At 74.0% G+C, this 20,019-nt stretch carries 16 protein-coding genes; 6 read left to right on the top strand and 10 right to left on the bottom strand.

Translation table 11 applies throughout. From position 1 onward, the window contains the following. The coding region (locus AB0O29_RS09840) for a DUF2156 domain-containing protein (RefSeq protein ID WP_365148802.1) at positions 1-1,036 on the bottom strand (1,036 nt) is incomplete at its 3' end. A 255-nt stretch (positions 1,037-1,291) separates the two neighbouring features. Here AB0O29_RS09840 and AB0O29_RS09845 point away from each other — a divergent pair. From AB0O29_RS09845 to serS, 6 genes are read left to right on the top strand one after another with little or no spacing between them, the layout of a single operon-like run. Continuing rightward, positions 1,292-2,431 carry an acyl-CoA dehydrogenase family protein gene (locus AB0O29_RS09845; RefSeq protein ID WP_365148805.1) on the top strand — a complete coding sequence of 380 codons (1,140 nt, stop codon included), beginning with the start codon at positions 1,292-1,294 and terminating at the stop codon, positions 2,429-2,431. A 51-nt stretch (positions 2,432-2,482) separates the two neighbouring features. Beyond that, positions 2,483-3,019, top strand: a complete 537-nt coding sequence (locus AB0O29_RS09850) for a hypothetical protein (protein WP_365148808.1) — start codon at positions 2,483-2,485, stop codon at positions 3,017-3,019. Next, positions 3,016-3,609, top strand: a complete 594-nt coding sequence (locus AB0O29_RS09855) for a flavin reductase family protein (RefSeq protein WP_365148811.1) — start codon at positions 3,016-3,018, stop codon at positions 3,607-3,609. The genes AB0O29_RS09850 and AB0O29_RS09855 overlap by 4 nt, the downstream gene beginning before the upstream one ends. Then, positions 3,606-4,589, top strand: a complete 984-nt coding sequence (locus tag AB0O29_RS09860; protein WP_365148813.1) for a VlmB-like protein — start codon at positions 3,606-3,608, stop codon at positions 4,587-4,589. Before AB0O29_RS09855 ends, AB0O29_RS09860 begins: the two co-directional genes overlap by 4 nt. Before the next feature lie 5 nt (positions 4,590-4,594). Next, positions 4,595-6,073 (top strand): APC family permease, encoded by a 1,479-nt coding sequence (locus AB0O29_RS09865; RefSeq protein ID WP_365148816.1) that lies wholly within the window; start codon positions 4,595-4,597, stop codon positions 6,071-6,073. A gap of 19 nt (positions 6,074-6,092) precedes the next feature. Next, complete coding sequence (serS, locus tag AB0O29_RS09870; RefSeq protein ID WP_365148819.1) at positions 6,093-7,370, top strand: serine--tRNA ligase; 1,278 nt, start codon at positions 6,093-6,095, stop codon at positions 7,368-7,370. On the opposite strand, the gene AB0O29_RS09875 is transcribed toward serS, so the two are convergent. The 9 genes from AB0O29_RS09875 to AB0O29_RS09915 are packed head-to-tail and all read right to left on the bottom strand — an operon-like array spanning position 7,357 to position 20,015. Continuing rightward, the gene (locus tag AB0O29_RS09875) at positions 7,357-8,094 is read right to left on the bottom strand and encodes a 4'-phosphopantetheinyl transferase superfamily protein (protein WP_365148822.1); all 738 of its coding nucleotides are present in this window, start codon (positions 8,092-8,094) and stop codon (positions 7,357-7,359) included. The genes serS and AB0O29_RS09875 overlap by 14 nt on opposite strands. 57 nt (positions 8,095-8,151) lie before the next feature. Next, positions 8,152-9,225, bottom strand: a complete 1,074-nt coding sequence (locus AB0O29_RS09880; protein ID WP_365148825.1) for a C45 family peptidase — start codon at positions 9,223-9,225, stop codon at positions 8,152-8,154. Continuing rightward, positions 9,222-9,827: a GNAT family N-acetyltransferase gene (locus AB0O29_RS09885; protein WP_365148828.1), complete on the bottom strand. Its 606-nt coding sequence runs from the start codon at positions 9,825-9,827 to the stop codon at positions 9,222-9,224. The genes AB0O29_RS09880 and AB0O29_RS09885 overlap by 4 nt, the downstream gene beginning before the upstream one ends. Positions 9,828-9,830: 3 nt before the next feature. Further along, positions 9,831-10,112, bottom strand: coding sequence for a phosphopantetheine-binding protein (locus AB0O29_RS09890; RefSeq protein WP_365148830.1), 282 nt, complete (start codon positions 10,110-10,112; stop codon positions 9,831-9,833). After that, positions 10,105-11,751, bottom strand: a complete 1,647-nt coding sequence (locus AB0O29_RS09895) for an AMP-binding protein (RefSeq protein WP_365148833.1) — start codon at positions 11,749-11,751, stop codon at positions 10,105-10,107. The genes AB0O29_RS09890 and AB0O29_RS09895 overlap by 8 nt, the downstream gene beginning before the upstream one ends. Next, positions 11,748-15,041, bottom strand: coding sequence for an amino acid adenylation domain-containing protein (locus AB0O29_RS09900; RefSeq protein WP_365148836.1), 3,294 nt, complete (start codon positions 15,039-15,041; stop codon positions 11,748-11,750). The genes AB0O29_RS09895 and AB0O29_RS09900 overlap by 4 nt, the downstream gene beginning before the upstream one ends. After that, the gene (locus AB0O29_RS09905) at positions 15,038-17,311 is read right to left on the bottom strand and encodes a class I tRNA ligase family protein (RefSeq protein WP_365148838.1); all 2,274 of its coding nucleotides are present in this window, start codon (positions 17,309-17,311) and stop codon (positions 15,038-15,040) included. The genes AB0O29_RS09900 and AB0O29_RS09905 overlap by 4 nt, the downstream gene beginning before the upstream one ends. Beyond that, positions 17,308-18,687: an FAD-dependent oxidoreductase gene (locus tag AB0O29_RS09910; RefSeq protein WP_365148841.1), complete on the bottom strand. Its 1,380-nt coding sequence runs from the start codon at positions 18,685-18,687 to the stop codon at positions 17,308-17,310. The genes AB0O29_RS09905 and AB0O29_RS09910 overlap by 4 nt, the downstream gene beginning before the upstream one ends. Further along, the gene (locus tag AB0O29_RS09915; protein ID WP_365148844.1) at positions 18,687-20,015 is read right to left on the bottom strand and encodes a SidA/IucD/PvdA family monooxygenase; all 1,329 of its coding nucleotides are present in this window, start codon (positions 20,013-20,015) and stop codon (positions 18,687-18,689) included. Before AB0O29_RS09915 ends, AB0O29_RS09910 begins: the two co-directional genes overlap by 1 nt. Positions 20,016-20,019: the final 4 nt, after the last annotated feature.

Below are 20,019 nucleotides of genomic sequence, written 5' to 3' on the forward strand. Positions count from 1 at the left end.
GCTCAGCGGCCTGCAGTTCGTGGCCGCGAAGGCCGGGTGCGAGGTGGTCAACGTCGACCCGTCCGCGCGCGACGACTACAACGTGTGGACCGATCTCCGGCAGTACGGCGGAGGGCGCCCACTTCTGCTTGTACTCGAGCTGCGTGCGCGCCGGGTAGATGTGCGCGCCGTGCTCCCACAGGTGCTCCATGAACCAGTGGAAGCCCAGGCTGTGGCCCGGGAACCGCGGGGCCGTCAGGGAGGTGAAGGGGGTGAAGCCGAAGTGCAGCCAGCGGGTGCCCTCGGCCGTGAACACGTCGATCGCGGCCTTGTTGAGGGCCTCCATCACCCCGGGCGGGGAGTCGGGCCGCCGGCGGCTCAGGTCGTGCATCCAGCCCGGCTGCGGCCCGTACACCGGGGCGTAGGAGACGTAGCCGATCAGCTCGCCGTCGCGGACGGCGGCGAAGAGGCGGCGCAGGTGCTGGTAGCGGCCGCCGGTCTGGCCGACGAGGAACTCCAGGGGTTTGACGCCCTCGCCCTTGGTGGAGAGCCAGGCGGCGTCGAGCTCCTCGATCTGCGCGGCGTGGTCCTCGTAGGCGACCTCCTTGATCTCCAGGCCGCTGCGCAGGGCGCGGGAGATCTTGTTGCGCAGCTGCATGAACCTCGTGCCGGCCAGGGTGAAGGTCTCCAGGTCGACGGCGTAGGAGGCGCCCATCTGGTTGACGGTGAAGCCCTGTTCGACGTAGACGTCGGCGTCCGCGCCCTGGAGCTGTACGGAGACGATCTCGCGGCCCTGTCCGGCGGCGAGGTCCCGGAACCCGGCCAGCAGGCGGGCGCGGGGGCCGTCGGGGCCGGCCGGGGTGAAGGGGGCGAAGGGGCCGCCGAACTGGACGAGGTAGCGGCCGACGGGCCGGTAGACGATCACCCCGGGCCCGTCCGGGAGCCGGAAATAGCTGTTCCCGTCGCTGAAGGCGAAATACGCGCTCGGATTTCCGGCGTCCGCGTACTGCCGGATCGCATCGAGCGCGACGTCCGTCTCCAGAATCGTTCCGGTCATGTGAAATCCATTCTCGCGGCAGCACGGCAGCACTCCCGCTACTTATGGCACGGGGCGCCCGGGGCCACAAGGCCGAGCCCGTCGCCGGTCAGGCTTCCGTCAGCCCCAAGTCAGTTGAAAGTGCTGGTCAGATGAGCGTCAGGCCTCAGTCAGATGGTGACTGGAAGACTCTCATACGCATATCGAGTTTCCGATCGCAGGGAATACCCGGCGGTTCGGACGGGAAATCCGAGAGAGCCCGAGGAGAACACGGCGATGCGTTCCCTGACGACAGCGCGCGGGATCTGCGAGCAATTCCACGCAGGTCTTCTCGACGCACTCGAAGAGCTGCCGCTAGGCGCCCGGGAGGGCGCGGACAGCCCGGTGCTGGAGCTGTACCGCAAGCACGGCGGGCCCGGGCTGCTGGTGCCGGCCGCGTACGGCGGCGCGGCCGCCGGTCCGCTGGAGGCGGTGCGGGTGCAGCGGGCGATCGCCTCCGTCTCGCCCTCCCTGGGCGTGGCCACGACGATGCACCACTTCACGGTGGCGATGCTGTTCCGGCTGGCGGAGGCCGCGGATCGGCTGACCCCCGCCCAGCTGAAGCTGATGTCCGCGGTGGCCTCGGACGGGCTGCTGCTGGCTTCGGGCTGGGCGGAGGGGCGGACCGACCAGAACATCCTGGCGCCGTCGGTGGTCGCCGAGCGCACCCCGGGCGGCTACCGGGTCAACGGCGCGAAGAAGCCGTGCAGCCTCTCCGGTTCGATGGACGTGCTGACGGCCAGCGTGCAGGTGACGGAGGAGGACGGGCGCTCGGCTCTGGCGCTGATGCTGATCCCGGCCTCCTCCCCCGGGGTCACGACCCGGCCGTTCTGGGCGACGCCCGTGCTGGCCGCCTCGCAGAGCCACGAGGTGCGGCTCACCGATGTGGAGGTTCCCGGGGACCTCGTCATCCACAGCACCCCCGAGGACGCCGACCGGCTCGACGACCTCCAGACCGCCGGGTTCACCTGGTTCGAGCTCCTCGCCACCTCCTCGTACGTGGGCGCCGCGTCCGCGCTGGTCGCGCAGGTGCTGGCCGGCGGGCGGGGCAGCGCCGCGGAGCGGGCGCAGCTGGCCGTGCGGCTGGACGCGGCGGTGTCCCTCGTGGAGGGCGCGGCCCGTTCGCTGGAGGACGGCACCGAGGGGGACGAGGCCGTGGCGGCGGTGCTGACGGCCCGCTACGCCACGCAGGACCTGCTCGCCCAGACCGTCGACCAGGCCGTGGAGATGCTCGGCGGGATGGCCTACATCCGCTCGGGCGACGTGGCCTACCTGGCCTCCGCGGTCCGCGCCCTGGCCTTCCACCCGCCGTCGCGGGCGAGCGTGGCCGCGGAGCTCGCCGAGTACTTCGCCGGCGGCCCGCTGCGCCTGTCCTGACCCGCCGGCAGCATCCCGTAGCGCGGCCCGCCCGCAGTAAGGACACCCCTCATGGACATCAAGAACCCGGTGGAATCGCCGGTCACCTTCAACCTGCACCGGCTGGAGTACCTGGTCGCGTTCGCCGTGACGATCGGGTTCATCCTGTGGCACTTCCTGGACATCGACTGGTTCGCGGCGATCGGCCTGTTCCTGTACATCGACCTGCTCGGCTACATCCCGGGCGCGATCGCCTACCGGCGCAGCGCGGACGGGCGGATCCACAAGGCGTTCTACGTGCTCTACAACTCGATGCACAGCCTGCTCAGCGTGGCCGCCGTCGGCCTGCTGTGGATGTGGCTGATCGGGCCCGAGTGGGCGCTGCTGGCCCTGCCGTTCCACGTCTTCGGCGACCGGGGCGTCTTCGGCAACTTCCTCAAGCCGTTCGGGCTGCCGTTCGAGCCGGAGGACACCCCGCTGGTGCACCAGGTGACGGCCATGCTGAAGCGCCGCTCGGCCACCGACGGCCCGGTCCCGCTGCCGTACGAGGAGCACCCCGCGACGATCGCCGCCACCGCCGCCGCCCCGGCCGTCGGGGTGAACCGGTGAGCCGCTATCCCGCCTGGCTGACGGACCGTTCGCCCTCGGCGTCCGCCGAGGGGTACGAGGACCCGGACGCGGCCCGGCTGGCGCTGCGCCGGCTGGCGTCGAGCGTGACGGTGCTGACCGTCAGCCGTGACGGGGTCCGGCACGGCACCACCGCCAGCGCCGTGGTCACCCTCTCCCGCGACCCCCTGGTCCTGGGCGCCTGCCTGCGGCCCACGTCGACGTTCGCGTCGATGGTGCGCCGGGCCGGCCGTTTCTCGGTGAACGTCCTCGGCTCGGCCCAGCAGGACGTCGCCCGCCGCTTCGCCAATCCGCAGCGCCCGCTCGGCGACGCCCAGTTCGACGGCTTCGACTGGTCCACCGACCCGCTCACCGGGGCCCCGCTGATCGGCGGCAGCCTCGCCCACATGGCCTGCCGGGTCCTCGGCTGGCACCAGGTCGGCGACCACGACATGCTCCTCGCCGAGGTCACGGGCGGCTCCCACACCGTCGACTCGCCGATGCTCAGCTTCGCGGGCCGCATGCACAGCGCCTGCGTCACCCCGGCCGCTTCCGTCTCCGTTCCCGCTTCCCCCAGTGAGGTTGTCTCATGACCACCCTTCCGCAGATCCCCGTCGAGGCCGACTGGGACCGCGCGCCCAACCTGCTCGACGGCGCCCAGGAGATGACCCTGACCGCCGAGGAGTGCGACCTGGGGTACTGGCTGTCGGCCGTCGCGCAGGGGACCCTGCGCGGGCGGGCCGAGGCCGGGCACGACGCCGTCACCCCCGCCCACATGCGGGAGGAGGGGCCGCTGCGCGAGGCGCTCGTGCTGGAGCTGGGCAACCGGTCGCTGGCCGAGTCCCGGGCGGTGGACGTGCTGTCCCACTACGTCATCGGCGCGCCCGGCGTCGTCGAGCAGGAGTTCTTCGCCACCCAGGTGATCGACGAGGCCCGGCACGCGATGATCTTCCGCAAGCACCTGGTCGACCTCGGGGTGCCCGAGGCGGGGCTGCTGGACTTCATCAGGGAGCAGGGCACCGACTACACGCGGCGGGTGCTGAACCCGATCGCCGAGTTCGCCACGACGGTCGTGCGCGACGAGGGCGACTTCATCGGCGCGGTCGCGGTGTTCACCATCGTCATCGAGGGCGTGCTGGCGCCGGCGGCCGAACTCAGCGAGCGCAAGTGGACGCTGCTGGACCCGGCGGCCGCCGAGATCGCCCGCGGGGCGTCGATCGACGAGATCCGCCACCTGACGGTCGGCAGCTCCATCGTCCGCGAGCACCTCGCGCGCAACCCCTCGTACCGGCCGCGGCTGATCGAGCTGGTCCGGCGCGGCCGGCGGCTGTGGGACGAGCTGCCCTCGGAGGAGTTCGTGCTGGAGCGCGAGGAGCTGTTCCAGCAGGGCATGTTCGCCCACGCGGAGCTGCTGGAGGACTACGAGGTCTTCCCGGGCCGCAGGCTGCTGGAGACCACCCCGAAGGAGCGCTACGACCTGGCCGAGCGGTGGACGGACGACATGGCCGAGGTGCGGCTGCCGTACATGGGCATCCCGGAGGCCGTCGACCTGATCCGCACCCACCCGAGGTAGCCCCCGTGACCTCCACGGTTCCCGCGAGGACGGAGCACCCGGCGCCGGCCGCCGCGCCCGGGCTGCGGCGGACGCTGACCACTCCCCGGATCGTCTTCCTGGTGGTCGCGGCGGCGGCCCCCATGTCCGGGGTGGTGGGCTCGGTGCCCCTCGCCTACGCCATCGGCAACGGTGCGGGGGTGCCGGCCACCTTCACCCTCGCCGGGCTGATCCTGCTGTGCTTCTCCGTCGGGTACGCGGCGATGAGCCGGCACGTGGTGGGCGCGGGCGGCTTCTACACGTACATCGGCCGGGGGCTCGGCCGGCCCCCGGCCGTCGCGGCCGGGCTGACGGCCGTCCTCGCCTACACGGCGGCCGTCGCCGGGGTGGCGGGGGCCTTCGGGTACTTCGCCGCACTGGTCTCCGCCGCGCACGGCCTGCCGGTGCCCTGGCCGGTGTGGACGGGCGGGGCGCTGGCCCTGGCGGCGGTGATGGGCTACCGGCGGATCGACCTCAGCGCCCGGCTGCTGGCGGTGCTGATGGTCGCCGAGGTGGCGGTGCTGGCCCTGCTGGCGCTGGCCGTCGGCGTACGGCACGGGGCGGACACCCTGCCCGCCACGGCGTTCGCCCCGCACACCGTCTTCGCGCCGGGGCTGGGGGTGGCGCTGATGTTCGCCCTGATCTCGTACGTGGGCTTCGAGGCGGCCGCCCTGTACGGCGAGGAGAGCCGCGACCCGAAGCGGAGCGTGCCCGTGGCCACGTACGCGTCGGTCGTGCTGATCACCGTGTTCTTCGCGCTGATCAGCTGGGCGGCCGTCGGGGCGATCGGCGCGGACCGGGTGGCCGGGACGGCCGGGAGGCAGCTGGGCGACCTGTTCTTCCGGCTGTCGGACGACTACCTCGGCGGCTTCGCGACCGGGGTGATGCAGGTCCTGCTGTGCACCAGCCTGTTCGGGGCACTGCTCGGGCTGCACACCGCCGCCAACCGGTACCTGTTCGTCCTGGGCCGGGAGCGGGTGCTGCCCTCCTCGCTGGCCCGGGTGCACCCGCGGCACGCCTCCCCGCACCGGGCGAGCGTGGTGCTGTCGCTGGCGACGGCCGCGGTCTGCGGGGTGTTCGCGCTCGCGGGCGCGCACCCCTACACCACCCTGGCGACGACGATGCTGGCCCTGGGCACCGTCGGGATCGTCGCCCTCCAGGCGGCGGTGGCGGTGGCGGTGCTGGTCTTCTTCCGCCGGCACCCCGACGCCCACTGGTGGCGGACCCGGCTCGCCCCGGTGCTGGCCCTGGCCGGGCTGGCGGGCGCGCTGTGGCTGCTGCTGGACAACTTCGCGCTGGTCACCGGCACCGGCTCGGTGTGGGTCAACCGGATCCCGTGGCTGATGGCCGGCGCCGCGCTCGGCGGGCTCGGCTACGCGTGGTGGCTGCGGGCCCGCGCCCCCGAGCAGTACCGGGCCGTCGCGAGCACCGCCCCCGATGCGGCGCGACCGCAGGACATCCCGTAACGAGACCCGAGGAGCCGTCATGCACGACCCGCACAGCCTGCTCCAGGACGAGGCCGTGGCCGACCTGGCCCGCCGAGGCCACGTCCTGGACCGGGACGCCCTGCGCACCCTGACCGAACGGCGCGCCCGGCTGATCGCCGAGCGGGACAAGCTGCGGTCCGAGCAGAACCGCTCGGCGAAGGCCGGGGGCCCGCCGGACGCGGCCGCCCGGGCCCGCCTCCAGGAGGCCCGGGAGCGGCTGCGGTCGGTGTCGGAGGAGCTGAGGGAGGCGGAGGAGGGGCTCGGCGCGCTGCTGCCGGCCGTCCCGAACCGGCCGCACCCCGACGTCCCCGACGGGACCGATCAGGATCCGCCGGTGGTGCGGCGGGTCTGGGGCGAGGTGCCCGGCTTCGGGTTCGCACCGCGCGATCACGTGGACGTGGGGACCCGGCTGGGGATCCTGGACCCGGTGCGCGCCGCACGGCTGTCGGGTTCGCGGTTCGCGGTGACCCGGGGGGCGGGGGCCCGGCTGGAGCGGGCGCTGGCCGCGTTCCTGCTGGACCTGCACACCACCGAGCACGGGTACACCGAGCACGGGGTGCCGCACCTGGTCAGCCGGGAGACGATGACGGGCACGGGGCAGCTGCCGAAGTTCGAGGACGACCTGTTCCTGACGAACGCCGCCGACCGCGAGCTGCTGCTGATCCCGACGGCGGAGGTCCCCCTCGTCAACCTCTACCGGGGCGAGACCCTCCAGGAGGGCGAACTCCCCCTCGCCCTGACCGCGTTCACGCCCTGCTACCGGGCGGAGGCGGGCTCGTACGGGCGCGACACCCGGGGGCTGGTGCGGCTGCACCAGTTCGAGAAGGTGGAGCTGGTGCGGATCTGCCACCCCGACCGGGCCGCCGAGGAGCTGGAGCTGCTCACCGGGCACGCCGAGACGGCGCTGCGGCGGCTGGGGCTGGCGCACCGGGTGGTGGAACTGCGGGCCGGGGACCTCGGGTTCGCGGCCCGGCGGACCTACGACATCGAGGTGTGGCTGCCGGGCCAGGGGACCTACCGGGAGATCTCCTCCTGCTCCGACTGCGGTGACTTCCAGGGCCGCCGGGCCGGCATCCGGGTGCGCGGCCGGGACGGGAGGAAGGCCTTCGCGGCGACCCTCAACGGGTCGGCGCTGCCGGTGGGCCGCACCCTGGTGGCGCTCCTGGAGCAGTACCAGCGTGCGGACGGCTCGGTGGCCGTGCCGCCCGCGCTGGTCCCGTACACCGGTTTCTCGGCGATCGCCCCGGACGGCTCGCCGGTGCTCAGCGCGGGCTGACGCCCGTGGCCGGGGGCCGCGCCGGTGACCGTACGGGGTCGCCGGCGCGGTCGCGGTCCCGGTCGGGCCAGGTCAGGACGGTGACCGGGGGCAGTTCCCGGGAGACGAACGCGGTCATGGCCCACGGGCAGTCCTGCCGGGTGGGCTGGAGCGCGGTGTGCCCGTGCCAGGGCAGGGTGCCGTGGCCGGCGATCCCGCGCAGGGTGACCGAGCCGTCCGGCCCGAAGTCCAGGTCCACGTCCCGGGCGCCGTCGGCGAGGCCGCGCCCGGTGGCCTTGACGGCGGCCTCCAGCAGGGTCCAGGCGTGGAAGAAGGTGTCGGCGCCGGCCCCGTCCGGGACGCCGGGGTAGACGAAGGTGAGCACGTCGAGGCTGCTGGCGGCCGGGCGGACCAGCTCGACGTCGACGCCGACGGGCCCGGTCTCGGTGGCGCCGAGCAGCAGCAGACCGTCGGAACGGGACCAGCTGACGTGGGTACCGGGCTGGTCGGGCAGGTAGGGCTTGCCGGCCGGGTCGTAGTGGATGCGCAGGTCGTGCGCGGCGATCCCGAGCCGTCCGGCGAGCAGGCGGCGGACGGTGAGGCGGGCCCGGTAGAAGCGGTGGGCGGCGCGGGCGTGGACGAACTCGGCGCCGCGCCGCAGCTCCTCCTCGGTCAGGCCCTCGGGGTAGTGCGCGCTGATGTCCTGGGGGGCGACCTGGTCGAGGTCGACCAGCCATGCGTCCATCATGCTCCTTTCTCTGGCACGGCCCTTGCATGGGTGCGGCGGCCCCCGTGCCTGCGCCTACAGGCCGAAGACGCGGGTGCGGGAGCGTGCGGGGTCGCCCGGGCGGAGGTGGAGGCGGCCGGTCGCGGGGAGCATGACGGCGGCGGCGACCGTGCGTTCGGCGCGGATGTCGCCCCGGTCGGGGACGCGCAGGGGCGGTGTGGACAGGAGGGCCAGGTGGTCCTCGGGGGTCGCGGTGGCGGGGAGCGCGGCCAGGCCCTCGGCGGCGGCGTGGAGGCGGCGCAGCGAGGAGTTGCGGGCGAAGACGTTGAGCTCGTCGGCGGGGGCGAAGTCCGGGTGGAGGTAGTGGTTGGTGTGGGTCAGGCCGGCGGACGGGGCGGCCTCGGTGACGCGGAGGTCGCCGTCGAGGTGTTCCACGTACAGGGCCCGCTCGGGGTCGCAGAGCATGAGGGAGCGGGAGCTGGCCAGGGGGAGGTCGGCGAGGAGTTTGAGGGCCTGGCGGGTGTCGGCGGCGGTGTCGAGGAGGTGGCGGATGGCCAGGTACGGGGGGACGCCCGGGCCCCAGGTGCCGCCGAGGACCAGGTTCAGTCCGACGGCGAGGCCGTCGCTGTTGAGGCCGAGGTAGCCGAGGAGGCCGGCGAAGCTGAGGACGAGGGAGCGGCGGGCGGTGCCGGCGCGGGCGATCTCCAGGACGCTGATGTGGCTGTCGAGGTCTCCGCTGAGGTCGACGGTCTGGGCGAGGACGGGCGGGCCGGCGCCGGGGCCGGTGCGGGCGTAGGTGGTGCAGTCGCCGCCGGGGCGGATCTTGGAGTAGCCGAGGATCTCGCGGCGCAGCTGGAGCAGCCAGGCCTCGTCCTCGGAGGTGCCGGCTCCGTCGGCGAGGCCGGCCACCTCCTCGGCGAGGTCGGGCAGGCAGTCGGTGACGGCCCTGCGGTGGGCGGCGATGGCCGGGAGCAGGGAGGGGAGGGTCAGCGGCCGGGGGACGAGGTGGTTGAGGCGGGCCAGGCCGTCGTCGAGGAAGGCGCGCAGGGGCCGGGAGAGGGCCGCGCCGTGGGCGCGGCCGATCTCGTACGGGGTGCCGCCGGCCCGTATGTGGCTGATGCCGGGGCCTGCGGGGGCGGGGTCGTTCATGCCGGGACGGCCTTCTTGGGGCCGCGCGCGAGGCGGGCGCGGACGGCGGGCCACTCGGCGCGCAGGATGCTGTAGAAGACGGCGTCGCGGCGGCGGCCGCCGGGCATGTAGTTGAAGCTGCGCAGGACGCCCTCCTCGGTGGCGCCGATGTTGGCGAGGCCGCGGCGGGCCTGGACGTTGAGCACGTCGGTCTTGAACTCGGCGCGTTCGGCGCCGAGCACCTCGAAGGCGTGTTCCAGCAGGAGGGCCTTGGCCCAGTGGTTGAGGCCGGTGCCGCGGAAGTCGCGGCCGAGCCAGGACCAGCCGAGTTCCAGGCGGCGGTCGGCCTCGGCCAGGTTGCCGAAGCTCATGCTGCCGGCCGTGCGCCCGCTGTCCTTGTCGGTGAGGGTGAAGACGGTCCGGCGGCCGGCGGCGTGGTCGGCGAGGTTGGCGTCGAAGAAGGCCTCGAAGTCGGCGTCGGTCTCGACGGCGGCGACGAAGTACCGCCAGATGTCGGGGTCCATGGCGACGGCCCGGATGCCCTCGCGGTCGGCCTCGGTGATCGGGGTGAGGCGCACCCGGTCGTTCTCCAGGACGGCGGCGGCGTGCTCGGTCCAGCTCATGGTTCAGGCTCCGGTGGTGGCGTGGTGGTGGCGGGCGAGGGCGGCGGTGACGTCGCCGAGGGTCTTCATGGCGGCGAGGTCGTGCTCGGTGAAGTGGGCGAGGTCGACGCCGGTCTCCTCGCAGACCTCGGTGAGGAAGAGGACCTTGTTGAGGGAGGTCAGCCCGTAGGCGGCGGCCATGTCGGCGCCGGGGTCGATCTCCTCGGCGGGGACCTCGGGGACCAGGACGAGGGCGAGCTGGTCGCGGGCGGCGTCCTCAAGGGCGCCGTGGGTGGTGTCAGGCATGGATTCCGGCCTCCTGGGAGTGCAGCGGGGCGTGGTAGGCGGCCCGGATGTCGGGGCGCTTCGGCTTGTACTGGGAGGTCAGCAGCCCGCCCTCGATGCTGAACGGCGGGTCGGCGACGAGGACCCGGCTGATGCGCTCGTCGGGGGTGGTGGCGGCGTTGACGGCGGCGAGGCGGGCGGCGATGGCCGCGTGGTCGGCGGGGGCGGCGGCCGGGGAGACCACGGCGACGAGGTCGGTCTGGGTGGGGCTGAACAGGACGCATTCGGCGATGGCCGGGTCGGCGCGCATGAGTTCCTCGATGGGCCGGACGATGACCTTCCTGCCGTTGTCGAGGACGATGACGTCGTCGGCGCGGCCGTGGACGAAGAGGTAGCCGTCCTCGTCGAGGTGGCCGAGGTCGCCGGTGCGGACGGTGCCGTCGGGTGAGAAGACCTTCTCGGAGTCGCCGGGGCGGGCGTAGGCGTAGTGGTTGTTGACGGGGTGGGCGCTGCGGACGCTGATGACCCCGTCGGCGCCGATGAGCACCTCCTTGCCGCGCACGGCCCGCCCGACGCTGCCCTCGCGGTGGGCGCCGGGGTGGTTCTTGGTGACGATGCAGGTCTCGTTGAGCCCGTAGCCCTCGTAGAGGGGGAGGCGGGCCTCGTCGGCGAAGAAGCGGAGCACGGCCGGGGAGGCCGGGGCGGAGCCGGTCCACAGGTAGCGGATCCGGTCGCCGAACAGGGCGCGGGCGGCGCGGGCCGGGTCCTGGCCGGGGGTGCGGCGCAGGCGGGCGGTGATCTGGCGGCGGGCGGTCTCGTAGAAGGCGGGGACGCCCATGACGACGGTGGGGCGGACGCGGCGCAGGGTGGCGAAGGCGGCCTCGTAGGTGGTGACGGTGACGTCGTGGCCGTGGAGGAGGGCGGAGTAGACCCAGTAGCGCTGCTGGAGGAGGGAGAGGGGCAGGAAGACGAAGAGGTGGTCGTCGGGGGTGTGTTCGAAGATCTCCTGGACGGCGGTGAGGGAGCTGTCGATGCTGCCGGCGGTGGCGCCGAGGCCCTTGGGGACGCCGGTGCTGCCGGAGGTGAACTTGACGGTGGTGACGGCGTCGGCGGTCCAGGTGACGGGCGGCAGGGGCGGCGGGGCGGGCCGGGGGTCGTGGTCGGTGAGGGCGAGGATCCCGTCCACGGGGAGGACGCCGGGGACTGCGCCGGTGGGCTGGTCGGTGTAGAGGAGGTCCAGGTCGTAGCGGGCGGCGAGTTCGGTGGAGGGGGTGAACTTGCCGGGTTCCAGGCCGGCGGTCTGCGCGCCGAGGCGGAGGGCGGCGAGGTCGAGGAGGACCCACTCCAGGCTGTTGGCGGCGAGGATGCCGATGCGGTGGGCGGGGCCGATGCCGTGGGTGCTCCGCAGGTGGTGGGCTAGGCGGTCGGCCCGGTCGTGGAGCTCGGGCAGGGGGATGGTGCGGGTGCCGTCCAGGCGGGCTACGTGGAGGTGGCCGCGGGTGGGCGGCGGCCCGGAGACGATCCGGCGGATCGTCTCCGGCTCCGCCGGGGGTGTGGTGTGTCGGGTGCGGGCCGGTTGTGGCTGGTCGCGCAGTTCCCCGCGCCCCTGGGGGGTGGGCGTCGTCGGTTCGGTGCCGGTCCGCTGTGGCCGGGTGGTCATCGGGGCTCCTTCGGGGTGAGGGCCGCCGCCATCGCCCGGACCGTGGGGAGTTCCGCGAACTGGTCGAGGGTGAGGGTGGTGCCGAAGCGCTTGCGGGTGGCCGTCAGGATGCGGGCCGCCGCGATGGAGTCGCCGCCGAGGGAGGTCAGGGTGTCCAGGGCTCCGACGTCCGGGCGGCGCAGGACCGTGGACCAGATGTCGCAGAGGATCTTCTCCGCCTGGGTGGCCGGTGCGCTGCCGCCCGGGGCGGGCCCGGTGGCGGGGGTCCGGGCGGCGAGTTCGGCCAGCCGGGTGCGGTCCACCTTGCCGTTGCGGGTCAGGGGGAGCTCCTCGTGCCAGAGCACGGCGGCCGGGAGCATGTAGTCGGGCAGGTCGGCGCGGAGGGCCTGGCGGATCTCGGTGAGGTGGGGGCGGTGGCCGCCGGAGGGGACGAGGTGGGCGAGGAGCCGGTTGCCCTGGGGGGCGACGACGGCCCGGGAGATCTCGGCGAGGGCGGCGAGCCGGGTCTCGACCTCGCCGGCCTCGATCCGATAGCCGTTGATCTTGATCTGGAAGTCCCCGCGGCCGAGGATCTGGATGCTGCCGTCGGGCAGGTACCGGCCGAGGTCGCCGGTGCGGTACATGCGCTCGCCGCGCGCGGTGTCCTCGTAGAAGCGTTCGGCGGTGCGCCCGGGGTCGCCCCAGTAGCCGCGGGCCAGGCCGGTTCCGGCGGCGGTGATCTCGCCGGTGACCCAGTCGGGGGCGTCGCGGCCGTGGCGGTCGAGGACGTAGGCGCGGTTGTTGGAGTTGGGGCGGCCGTAGGGGATGGACGCGGAGCCGTCCTCGTCCTCGCCGACCGGGTGCAGGATGTTCCAGACGGTCGTCTCGGTGGGGCCGCCGAGGGAGACCACCTCCAGGCCCGGCACCAGTTCGCGCAGTTGCGCCGGCAGGGCGGGCGGGATGCGGTCGCCGCTCATCATGACCAGGCGCAGCCCGGGCGGTACGTCGCCGTCGGAGCGGGCCTGGCCGTGGAGGAGGCCGACGACGGCGGGGACGGAGTTCCACACGGTGACGCCGTAGAGCCAGCAGAGTTCGAGCCAGTGGGCGGGGTCGGTGGCCTGGTCGCGGTCGGGCATGACGAGGGCGGCGCCGGCCGAGAGGGCGCCGAAGACGTCCCAGACGGACAGGTCGAAGTGGAAGGCGCTGACGGCCATGAACCGGTCCCCGGCGGTGATCCCGAAGCGGTCGTGGCAGTCGGCGACGAGGTTGGCGACGCTGCGGTGGCTGACCATGACGCCCTTGGGGGCGCCGGTGGTGCCGGAGGTGTAGAGGACGTACGCGAGGTCGTCGGGGTGGGATCCGGGGAGCCGGTCGGGGAGTTCGGCGCGGCCGGAGCAGGGCCGGGTGAGGTCGAAGGCGGCGACGGTGTCGTCGGAGGGCCGGCCGGAGTTGGTGAGGACGCAGCGGACCCGGCCGTCGGTGAGCATGTACTCCTGGCGGGCGGCGGGCAGGGCGGCGTCCACGGGCAGGTAGGCGGCTCCGGCGAGGACGGTGGCGAGGATGCCGACGATCTGCTCGGGGCCCCGGTGGCAGACGAGGCCGACGAGTTCGCCCCGGCCGACGCCCCGGGCGCGCAGCCAGGTGGCGGCGGTGGCGGCCCGGTGCAGGAGTTCGCCGTAGCTGACGGTCCGGTCGGAGGTGAGGATCGCGGGCGCGGCGGGGGTGCGGGCGGCACGGGCGACGATGGCGTCGCCGAGCATCTCGTCGGGGCGTGCGACGGCGGTGTCGTTGGCGGCGGCGCGGCGTTCGTGCTGGGCGGGCGGCATCAGGTCGAAGGCCTGGAGCCGCCAGGAGGCCTCGTCGACGAGGGTCTCCAGGAGGGTGCGGTAGCCGTGGGCGAGGTCGTCGAGGAGGCCTTCGCAGAAGAGTTCGTCGATGCCGTCGAGCTGGACGACGAGGGCGCCGTGCTGCTCCATGGCGAAGGCGTTGAGCCACACCTGGGGGGTCTGGCTGACGGAGTAGACCTCCTTGCCGAAGAGTTCCAGGGCGGAGCCGTCGACCTCGCTGCTGACGTGCCCGATGGCGCTGTTGAAGGTGTAGGGCATGCGCGCGCCGGTGACCCCGCCGCGGCGGGCGGCGAGTTCGCGCAGGAACTCGACGCCGGAGAAGTGCCGGTGGTCGATGTCGGTGTGGAGGCGGGCCTGGAGGAGCTGGGCGCGTTCGGCGAAGGTCAGGGTGCGGTCGGTCTCGGCCTCGACGAGGAGGGTGTCGGAGAACTGGCCGATGGCCTCGAAGACGCGGGGGTGGACGGGCGGGCGGTGGGCGACGGTGGTGGTGAGGGTGAACCGATCCCCCGCCCCCCAGGTGGCGAGGGTCTCGGCGTAGGCGGCGAGGAGGAGGGCGGAGGGGGTGAGGCCGGCGGCCGCGGCGCGGTCCTTGAGGGCGCTCCAGGCGGTGCGTTCCAGGGTGACGCGGCGCTGGGTGAAGCGGGTCTCGGTGAGGGCGGCGGGGCTGGTGCGCAGGGGCAGGTCGGGGTGGGGGGCGAGGTCGTCGGCGCGGTCCAGCCAGTAGGCGCGGGAGCGGTGGGCGGGTGCCTTGTCGCGGGCGGCTTCGAGGGCGGCGAGGTAGTCCTCGTAGGGGAGTTCCTCGTGGGCGTCCGCGCCGGGGCTCTGGTAGGCGTGCCACCAGGCGCGGAAGAACAGGAACATGCTGATGCCGTCCATGACGAGCCCGTCGTGGCCGACGTGGAGGAGCATCCGGTCGTCGTCGAGGATGGTGGCGTCGACGGTGATCAGGGGGGCCTGGTCGGCGGGCAGGACCTGGTGGGAGCGCATCGCGCGGAGCTGGGCGCGGATGGCGTCCTGCTGGCGGGGGGTGTGGGAGCGCAGGTCGAGGACGCCGATGCGGGGGGCGTGGTCGCCGTACTCGGTGACCTGGCGTTCGTCGGACAGGAAGCGGGAGCGCAGGCCGCTGTGGGCGGCGATCACGGTGTCGAGCGAGGCCTGGAGCCGGTCGAGGTCCCAGTCGCCCTCGATCTCGTGGAAGACGTGACTGGAGACGTCGCCGACCTCGAAGATCCCGCCGCGGCCGAGGTAGTAGCTGCGCTGGAGGGGGGTGAGGGGGAAGCCGGGGCCGTGGCCGGCCTCGCGCTCCAGGTGGGCGACGAGGGCGGGTTTGGCGCTTCTGACGCGGGCGATGAACTCGGGGTCCATGCGGTCGCGGTTGCCCTGGAGGCGCAGGTCGCCGTCGGCGAGGGTGACGGTCAGCCCGCGTTCGGCGATCTCGCGCAGGATGTGGCGGTGCTGGTTCATCGGGCCTCCCCCGAGGTCAGGGCGGCGACGGCGGAGGGCTCGGCGCGCTCGGCGATGACGGCGGCGAGTTCCGCGAGGGTGCCGCCGTGCAGGAGTTCGTCCATGGAGAGGTCGACGTCGAGGGCGTCGAGGATCTGGTACTGGACGGTGACGGCCTGGAGGGAGCCGGCCGCGAGCTGGGTGAGGGTGCGGTGGGCGATCCGCTCGTCGTCCCCCAGCCGCAGGGCGGTGCGGGCGACCCGGGTGAGCCAGGGGGTGAGGACCGGCTCGGACGCCTCGGCGGTATCGGTGGAGGGCTGGAAGAAGACGGCGTCGGCGAGGTCGACGGCGGAGCCGGGGGTGAGGAGTTCGACGGTACGGGGCCAGGTGCGCGGGGCGCCGGCGCCCAGGGCGGCGGCCAGCCGGGCGGCGAACCGGGGCATGACGGGGGCGGCGGCGTGGGCGAGGAGGCGGGCGGCGGCCAGTTCGAGGGCGACGGCGGTGCGGTTCTCGTCCTCCCAGCCGGGGGTGTCGGTGAGGAGGCCCTCGGCGCGGGTGAAGCGGACGGTGTCCTGGACGATGCCGTCGAGTTCGGCGGCGGCCTGGGTGAGGGAGAAGGAGTCGTTGCCGAGGGCTCCGGTGACGGCGTCGAGGCGGGTGCCGAGGCGGGCGAGGAAGGCGGTGTGCTCGGGGGTCCAGTTCCCGGCGTCGGGGGCGCGGCCGCCGTGGTGCTTGGCGACGCGGGCGCCGAGGTCGGTGAGCCACTGCTGCCAGGTGCCGATGAGGGTGTGGGCGAGGGTCTCCTCGTAGGCGGTGCGGCGGAAGTCGGTGCGCAGGCCCTCGGGGCGGGTGGCGGCGAGGAAGTAGCGGACGGCGTCGACGGTGTCGGGGGTGAGGAGTTCCTTGCCCCAGATCGCGTGGCGGCGGCTGGTGGAGAACTTCTCGCCCTCCAGCAGGTAGAACTCGTTGACGTGGTAGTCGATGTCGGGGGTCCAGCCGGGGTGGGCGAGCCGGTAGAGGACCGGGTAGAGCACGGAGTGGTAGAAGCTGTTGTCGTAGCCGAAGAAGTGGACGATCTTCCAGTCGGGGCCGGGCCCGTCGGCCCGCCAGGGGCGGCCGAGGCGGGCGCCGAGTTCCTGGATGCCGTGCAGGAACCCGTAGCTCATCTCGGGCCAGACCCAGATGACCTGCCCGTCGGTGTCGCTCTCGCGGGGTTCGACGCCCCAGCCGGAGGGGTGGCTGAGGGGGAGGTCGAGGGCGGGGCGGCGGAAGAGCCGGTCGGCGAGCTCCCGCAGCCGGGCGGGGACGCGGCCGCGCCGGTGGTGGGCGCGGACGTCGCCGGCGTGGGCGTGCAGGGGCAGGGTCCAGCGGGCGGCGGGGGCCGGGCGGGGTGCGCCGCCGGTGGAGGCGGAGCGGGGGTCGGCGAGGTCGGCGACGGTGTTGGGTTCGCCGCACTCCTCGCAGAGGTTGCCGGAGGTGGTGGCCCCGCAGCCGGGGCAGCCGCCGGTGACGTCGCCCTCGTAGAGGTATGCGCCGGTGAGGGCGTCGTAGAGGGCGTCGTGGGCGGTGACGGCGATGCCGCCGGAGGCGACGATCCGGCTGAAGAAGTCCCGGAGGCCCTCGCGGTAGCCGGGGTTCCCGCCGGTGACGGTGTACTGGTCGAGGGATATGTCCATCAGCCGCAGCGTCTCGGCTATCTCGGCGCTGTAGTGGGCGGCGGTCTCGGCGGGGGTGCGGCCGCCCCGGCGGGCGGCGCCGAGGACGTAGCTCTGGTGGTCGTCGCTGCCGGTGAGGTGGTAGGCCTCGGTGCCGTTCATGCGCTGGAAGCGGGTGAAGGCGTCGGCGCCGAGGTAGGGGCCGGCGAGGTGGCCCAGGTGCAGGTCGCCGTTGGGGGTGGGCGGGGTGGAGAAGACGAAGACGGGGCGGTCGCCGAAGCCGGTGCGCGCGGGTGCGGCGGCGGCCTCGGCGGCCCGCCGGGCGTCGCGCCAGTACTGGGTGAAGAAGACCAGGTCGGTGGCGTCGTCGGCGGTGTTGCGCAGGACGTGGGACTCGAAGGGTTCGAAGAGGACGACGGTGCCGGGGGCGGCCTCGTGGCGTTCGCCGTCGATGAGGAACTCGCCCCGGCCGGAGACGATGACGAACAGTTCGGTCTCGTCGTGGCGGTGGTCGTCGGTGGCCCGGCCGGGGGCGACCCGGCCCCAGCCGGCGCCGGTCCCGAGGCCCTCCACACCGCTCATGTCGATGCCGAACGCCTGCTCCAGCACGTCGTCGTCATAACTCGCGATGATCATGTCGTGGCCTTTCGCGGGGACGGAAGGGAGGGGATCAGGTCGGCGGCCCGGGCGGCGAGCGCCGGGGCCAGGCGGTAGCCCGAGCCGCCGGCGGCGCCCGCGAAGACGAGCCGGCCGTAGGGGTCGAGGGCGGTGACCAGGGGCCTGCCGCCGGGCCCGTACGCGTCGCAGAACACCCGGCCCGACCGGCAGTGGGCGGCCAGGGCGGGGGCGTAGCGGGTGAGCAGGGCGCGGCCTTCGCGCAGGTGGCCGGCGGTGACGGCGGGGTCGACTCCGGCCGGGTCGACGTCCCACTCCCGGCAGGTGTAGCTGAGCAGCCAGTGGCCCCGGTGGTGGACGGGCAGCAGGAAGGCGTCCTCCTCGTGCAGGACGACCGCCCGGTCCCCGGGGGCGGGCGCCGTGTCCACGTGCAGGGCGACGACCTTCTTGATCCGGGTCCCGAGCGGGGCGACGAGCTCGCGCCAGGCGGGTTCGCCGGTCCAGGGGCCGGGGGCGATGACGACGTGGCCGGCGTCGAGGGTGGCGCCGCCGGTCAGGGTGAGCCGGGTGCCGCCGGGGCCGGCGGCGGCGGTCTCGACGGCGACGCCCTCGCGGAAGGAGACGGCGGGGCGCAGTTCGGCGGCGAGGAGCTGGGTGAGGGCGTGGACGTCGGCGTACTGGCAGCCGTCGCCCTCCCAGGCCCCGAAGTCCTTGGGCAGGGCCGGGACGCAGGGGGGCGGTTCGGCGGTCCAGCGGAGCTTGGCCTCGGGGAGGTAGGCCTCGCGCAGGGCCTCTTCGGCGGACTCGGGCGCGAGGACCGTCATGCCGAGGGGGTGGATGGGCAGGTCGGGGCGGGCGGTGTGCAGGTCGGCGTAGAAGCGCTCGCTCTCGGCGGCCAGGGCGCGGACGGTCTCGTCGGCCCCGCGCGGGAGGTGCAGTCCGGCGGAGCGGCGGGTGGCGCCGGAGCCGATCATGTCCCGGTCGAGGACGGTGACGGTGGCGGAGGGGTCGCGGGAGAGGACCTCGCGGGCGATGAGGACGCCGAGGATCCCGGCGCCGACGACGGCGACGTCGGTACGGGCCCCGGTGGGCCCGCCGGCGTGGCGGGCGGTGGTGCGGTAGGCGGGGGCCGCGGTGGGGTCGGCGGCGGGCGCGGCCTGCGTCGGCGCGGGTGCGGGTGCGGGTGCGGCCGGGGAGGATGCGCGCGCGGCCGGGGAGGACTCGGGTGCGGCCGGGGAGGGCGCGGGCGCGGGCACGCCTGTGGAGGGCGCGGGTACCGCGGGCGCCGGTGCGGCCGTAGGTGTGGCGGTTGTGGCCGCCGTGGGGGCGATGGGGTGCGGGTGGGCCTCGGGGTCGGTGGTGAGGGGGCGGCAGGAGCCGGCGCGGTGCGTGGTCATCAGGCGGTCCACCGTTCGTCCTGGGGGGTCTTGGAGGACCACTCGATGAAGGAGGCGAGCTGCTCGTCCCCGCGTACGCCGCACAGCCGGTCGGCGATGCGCCGGCTGCGCCAGGCGTTGAGGCTGAGGTTGGGGTCGGCGAGGCCGCGCTGGCCGCGGACCCCGTTCTGGACGAAGAGGCGGCGGTCGGCGGGCCCGTCCCAGCGGACGGCGTAGTCCTCGTCGACGCGCAGCTCCTCGCCCTCGCGCTCCAGGCGCCCGGCGAGCGGGGCGAGGAACTCCGTGGCGGCGGGCCGGTAGCCGGTGGCCCAGACGACGACGTCGGTCTCGAACCGCTCCAGGGACTGCGGCTCCTGGGTGTGCCGGGCGCAGACCTCCCAGCCGCCGAAGGGGCCGGGGCGGACGTCGAAGACGTCGCGGCCGGGGTGCAGGGCGACCAGGTCCTCGTTGCCCTCGACGAAGCGGTGGACGTAGATGCCCTGGTAGATCTCGCGCAGGGTGGACTCGGAGATGCCGTCGCTGCTGAGGACGTTGCGGGAGTTCAGCGACTGGCGGCGCTCGCGCGGCAGGCCGTAGAAGTAGTCGGCGTGGCTGGGCATGTAGTAGTCGTTGGTGAAGGGCGAGTCGTCGATCGGGAAGTAGTTCTGCCGCCGCGAGATCCACGAGACCCGGCGCGGCAGGTCCCAGCCGCCCCGGGAGATCAGGTCGAGGAAGGCCTCGGCGCCGGACTGCCCGCCGCCGATGACCACGACCCGCTTGCCGCCGACGTCCTGCGCGTTGGCCATGTAGTCGCTGACGTGGAACTGGGTGGGGCCGAGCTGGCCCGCGCCCAGCGCCGGCACCCAGGGGCGGCTGCCGACGCCGACGACGACGTTCTCGGCGGTGACGGTGCGGCGGGCGGTGCGGACCGTGAACATCCCGAGTCCGTCGTCGAAGTCGACCTCCTCCACTCCCTCGCCGAAGACCACGTTCTCGTTGCGGCGGCTGGCCCAGGCCAGGTAGTTGCGGAACTCCAGCCGGGGCACGTCGTCGAACTGGGCGTTGAGGAAGTGGTAGACCCGGCCCTTGGCGTGCAGGTAGGAGAGGAAGGAGAAGGGGCTGGCGGGGTCGGCCAGGCTGACCAGGTCCTTGAACTGGGAGACCTGGAGGCTGGTGCCGGGGATCTGCTGGCCGTCGTGCCAGCCGAAGGACTCCTTGCGGTCGAGGAAGAGATTGGGTACGTCCGGCCTGCTGTGCAGCAGGGACGCCAGGCTGAGGTTGGCCGGGCCCACGCCGACTCCCACGCAGCGGAAGTGCGTGATGCCCGGCCGGAAGCTCTCGTGCCCCATGGTT

The sequence above is a fragment of the Streptomyces sp. NPDC089915 genome (assembly GCF_040684675.1).
In the GTDB taxonomy this organism is placed as follows: Bacteria; Actinomycetota; Actinomycetes; order Streptomycetales; family Streptomycetaceae; genus Streptomyces.

Excerpts from the sequence above, each read along its gene's own strand:
- AB0O29_RS09875 (WP_365148822.1), bottom strand. The coding sequence starts at position 8,094 with ATGGACGCATGGCTGGTCGACCTCGACCAGGTCGCCCCCCAGGACATC.
- AB0O29_RS09890 (WP_365148830.1), bottom strand. The coding sequence starts at position 10,112 with ATGCCTGACACCACCCACGGCGCCCTTGAGGACGCCGCCCGCGACCAG.
- AB0O29_RS09915 (WP_365148844.1), bottom strand. The coding sequence starts at position 20,015 with ATGGGGCACGAGAGCTTCCGGCCGGGCATCACGCACTTCCGCTGCGTG.
- AB0O29_RS09885 (WP_365148828.1), bottom strand. The coding sequence starts at position 9,827 with ATGAGCTGGACCGAGCACGCCGCCGCCGTCCTGGAGAACGACCGGGTG.
- AB0O29_RS09860 (WP_365148813.1), top strand. The coding sequence starts at position 3,606 with ATGACCACCCTTCCGCAGATCCCCGTCGAGGCCGACTGGGACCGCGCG.
- AB0O29_RS09900 (WP_365148836.1), bottom strand. The coding sequence starts at position 15,041 with ATGAACCAGCACCGCCACATCCTGCGCGAGATCGCCGAACGCGGGCTG.
- AB0O29_RS09880 (WP_365148825.1), bottom strand. The coding sequence starts at position 9,225 with ATGAACGACCCCGCCCCCGCAGGCCCCGGCATCAGCCACATACGGGCC.
- AB0O29_RS09910 (WP_365148841.1), bottom strand. The coding sequence starts at position 18,687 with ATGACCACGCACCGCGCCGGCTCCTGCCGCCCCCTCACCACCGACCCC.
- AB0O29_RS09905 (WP_365148838.1), bottom strand. The coding sequence starts at position 17,311 with ATGATCATCGCGAGTTATGACGACGACGTGCTGGAGCAGGCGTTCGGC.
- serS (WP_365148819.1), top strand. The coding sequence starts at position 6,093 with ATGCACGACCCGCACAGCCTGCTCCAGGACGAGGCCGTGGCCGACCTG.
- AB0O29_RS09850 (WP_365148808.1), top strand. The coding sequence starts at position 2,483 with ATGGACATCAAGAACCCGGTGGAATCGCCGGTCACCTTCAACCTGCAC.
- AB0O29_RS09895 (WP_365148833.1), bottom strand. The coding sequence starts at position 11,751 with ATGACCACCCGGCCACAGCGGACCGGCACCGAACCGACGACGCCCACC.
- AB0O29_RS09845 (WP_365148805.1), top strand. The coding sequence starts at position 1,292 with ATGCGTTCCCTGACGACAGCGCGCGGGATCTGCGAGCAATTCCACGCA.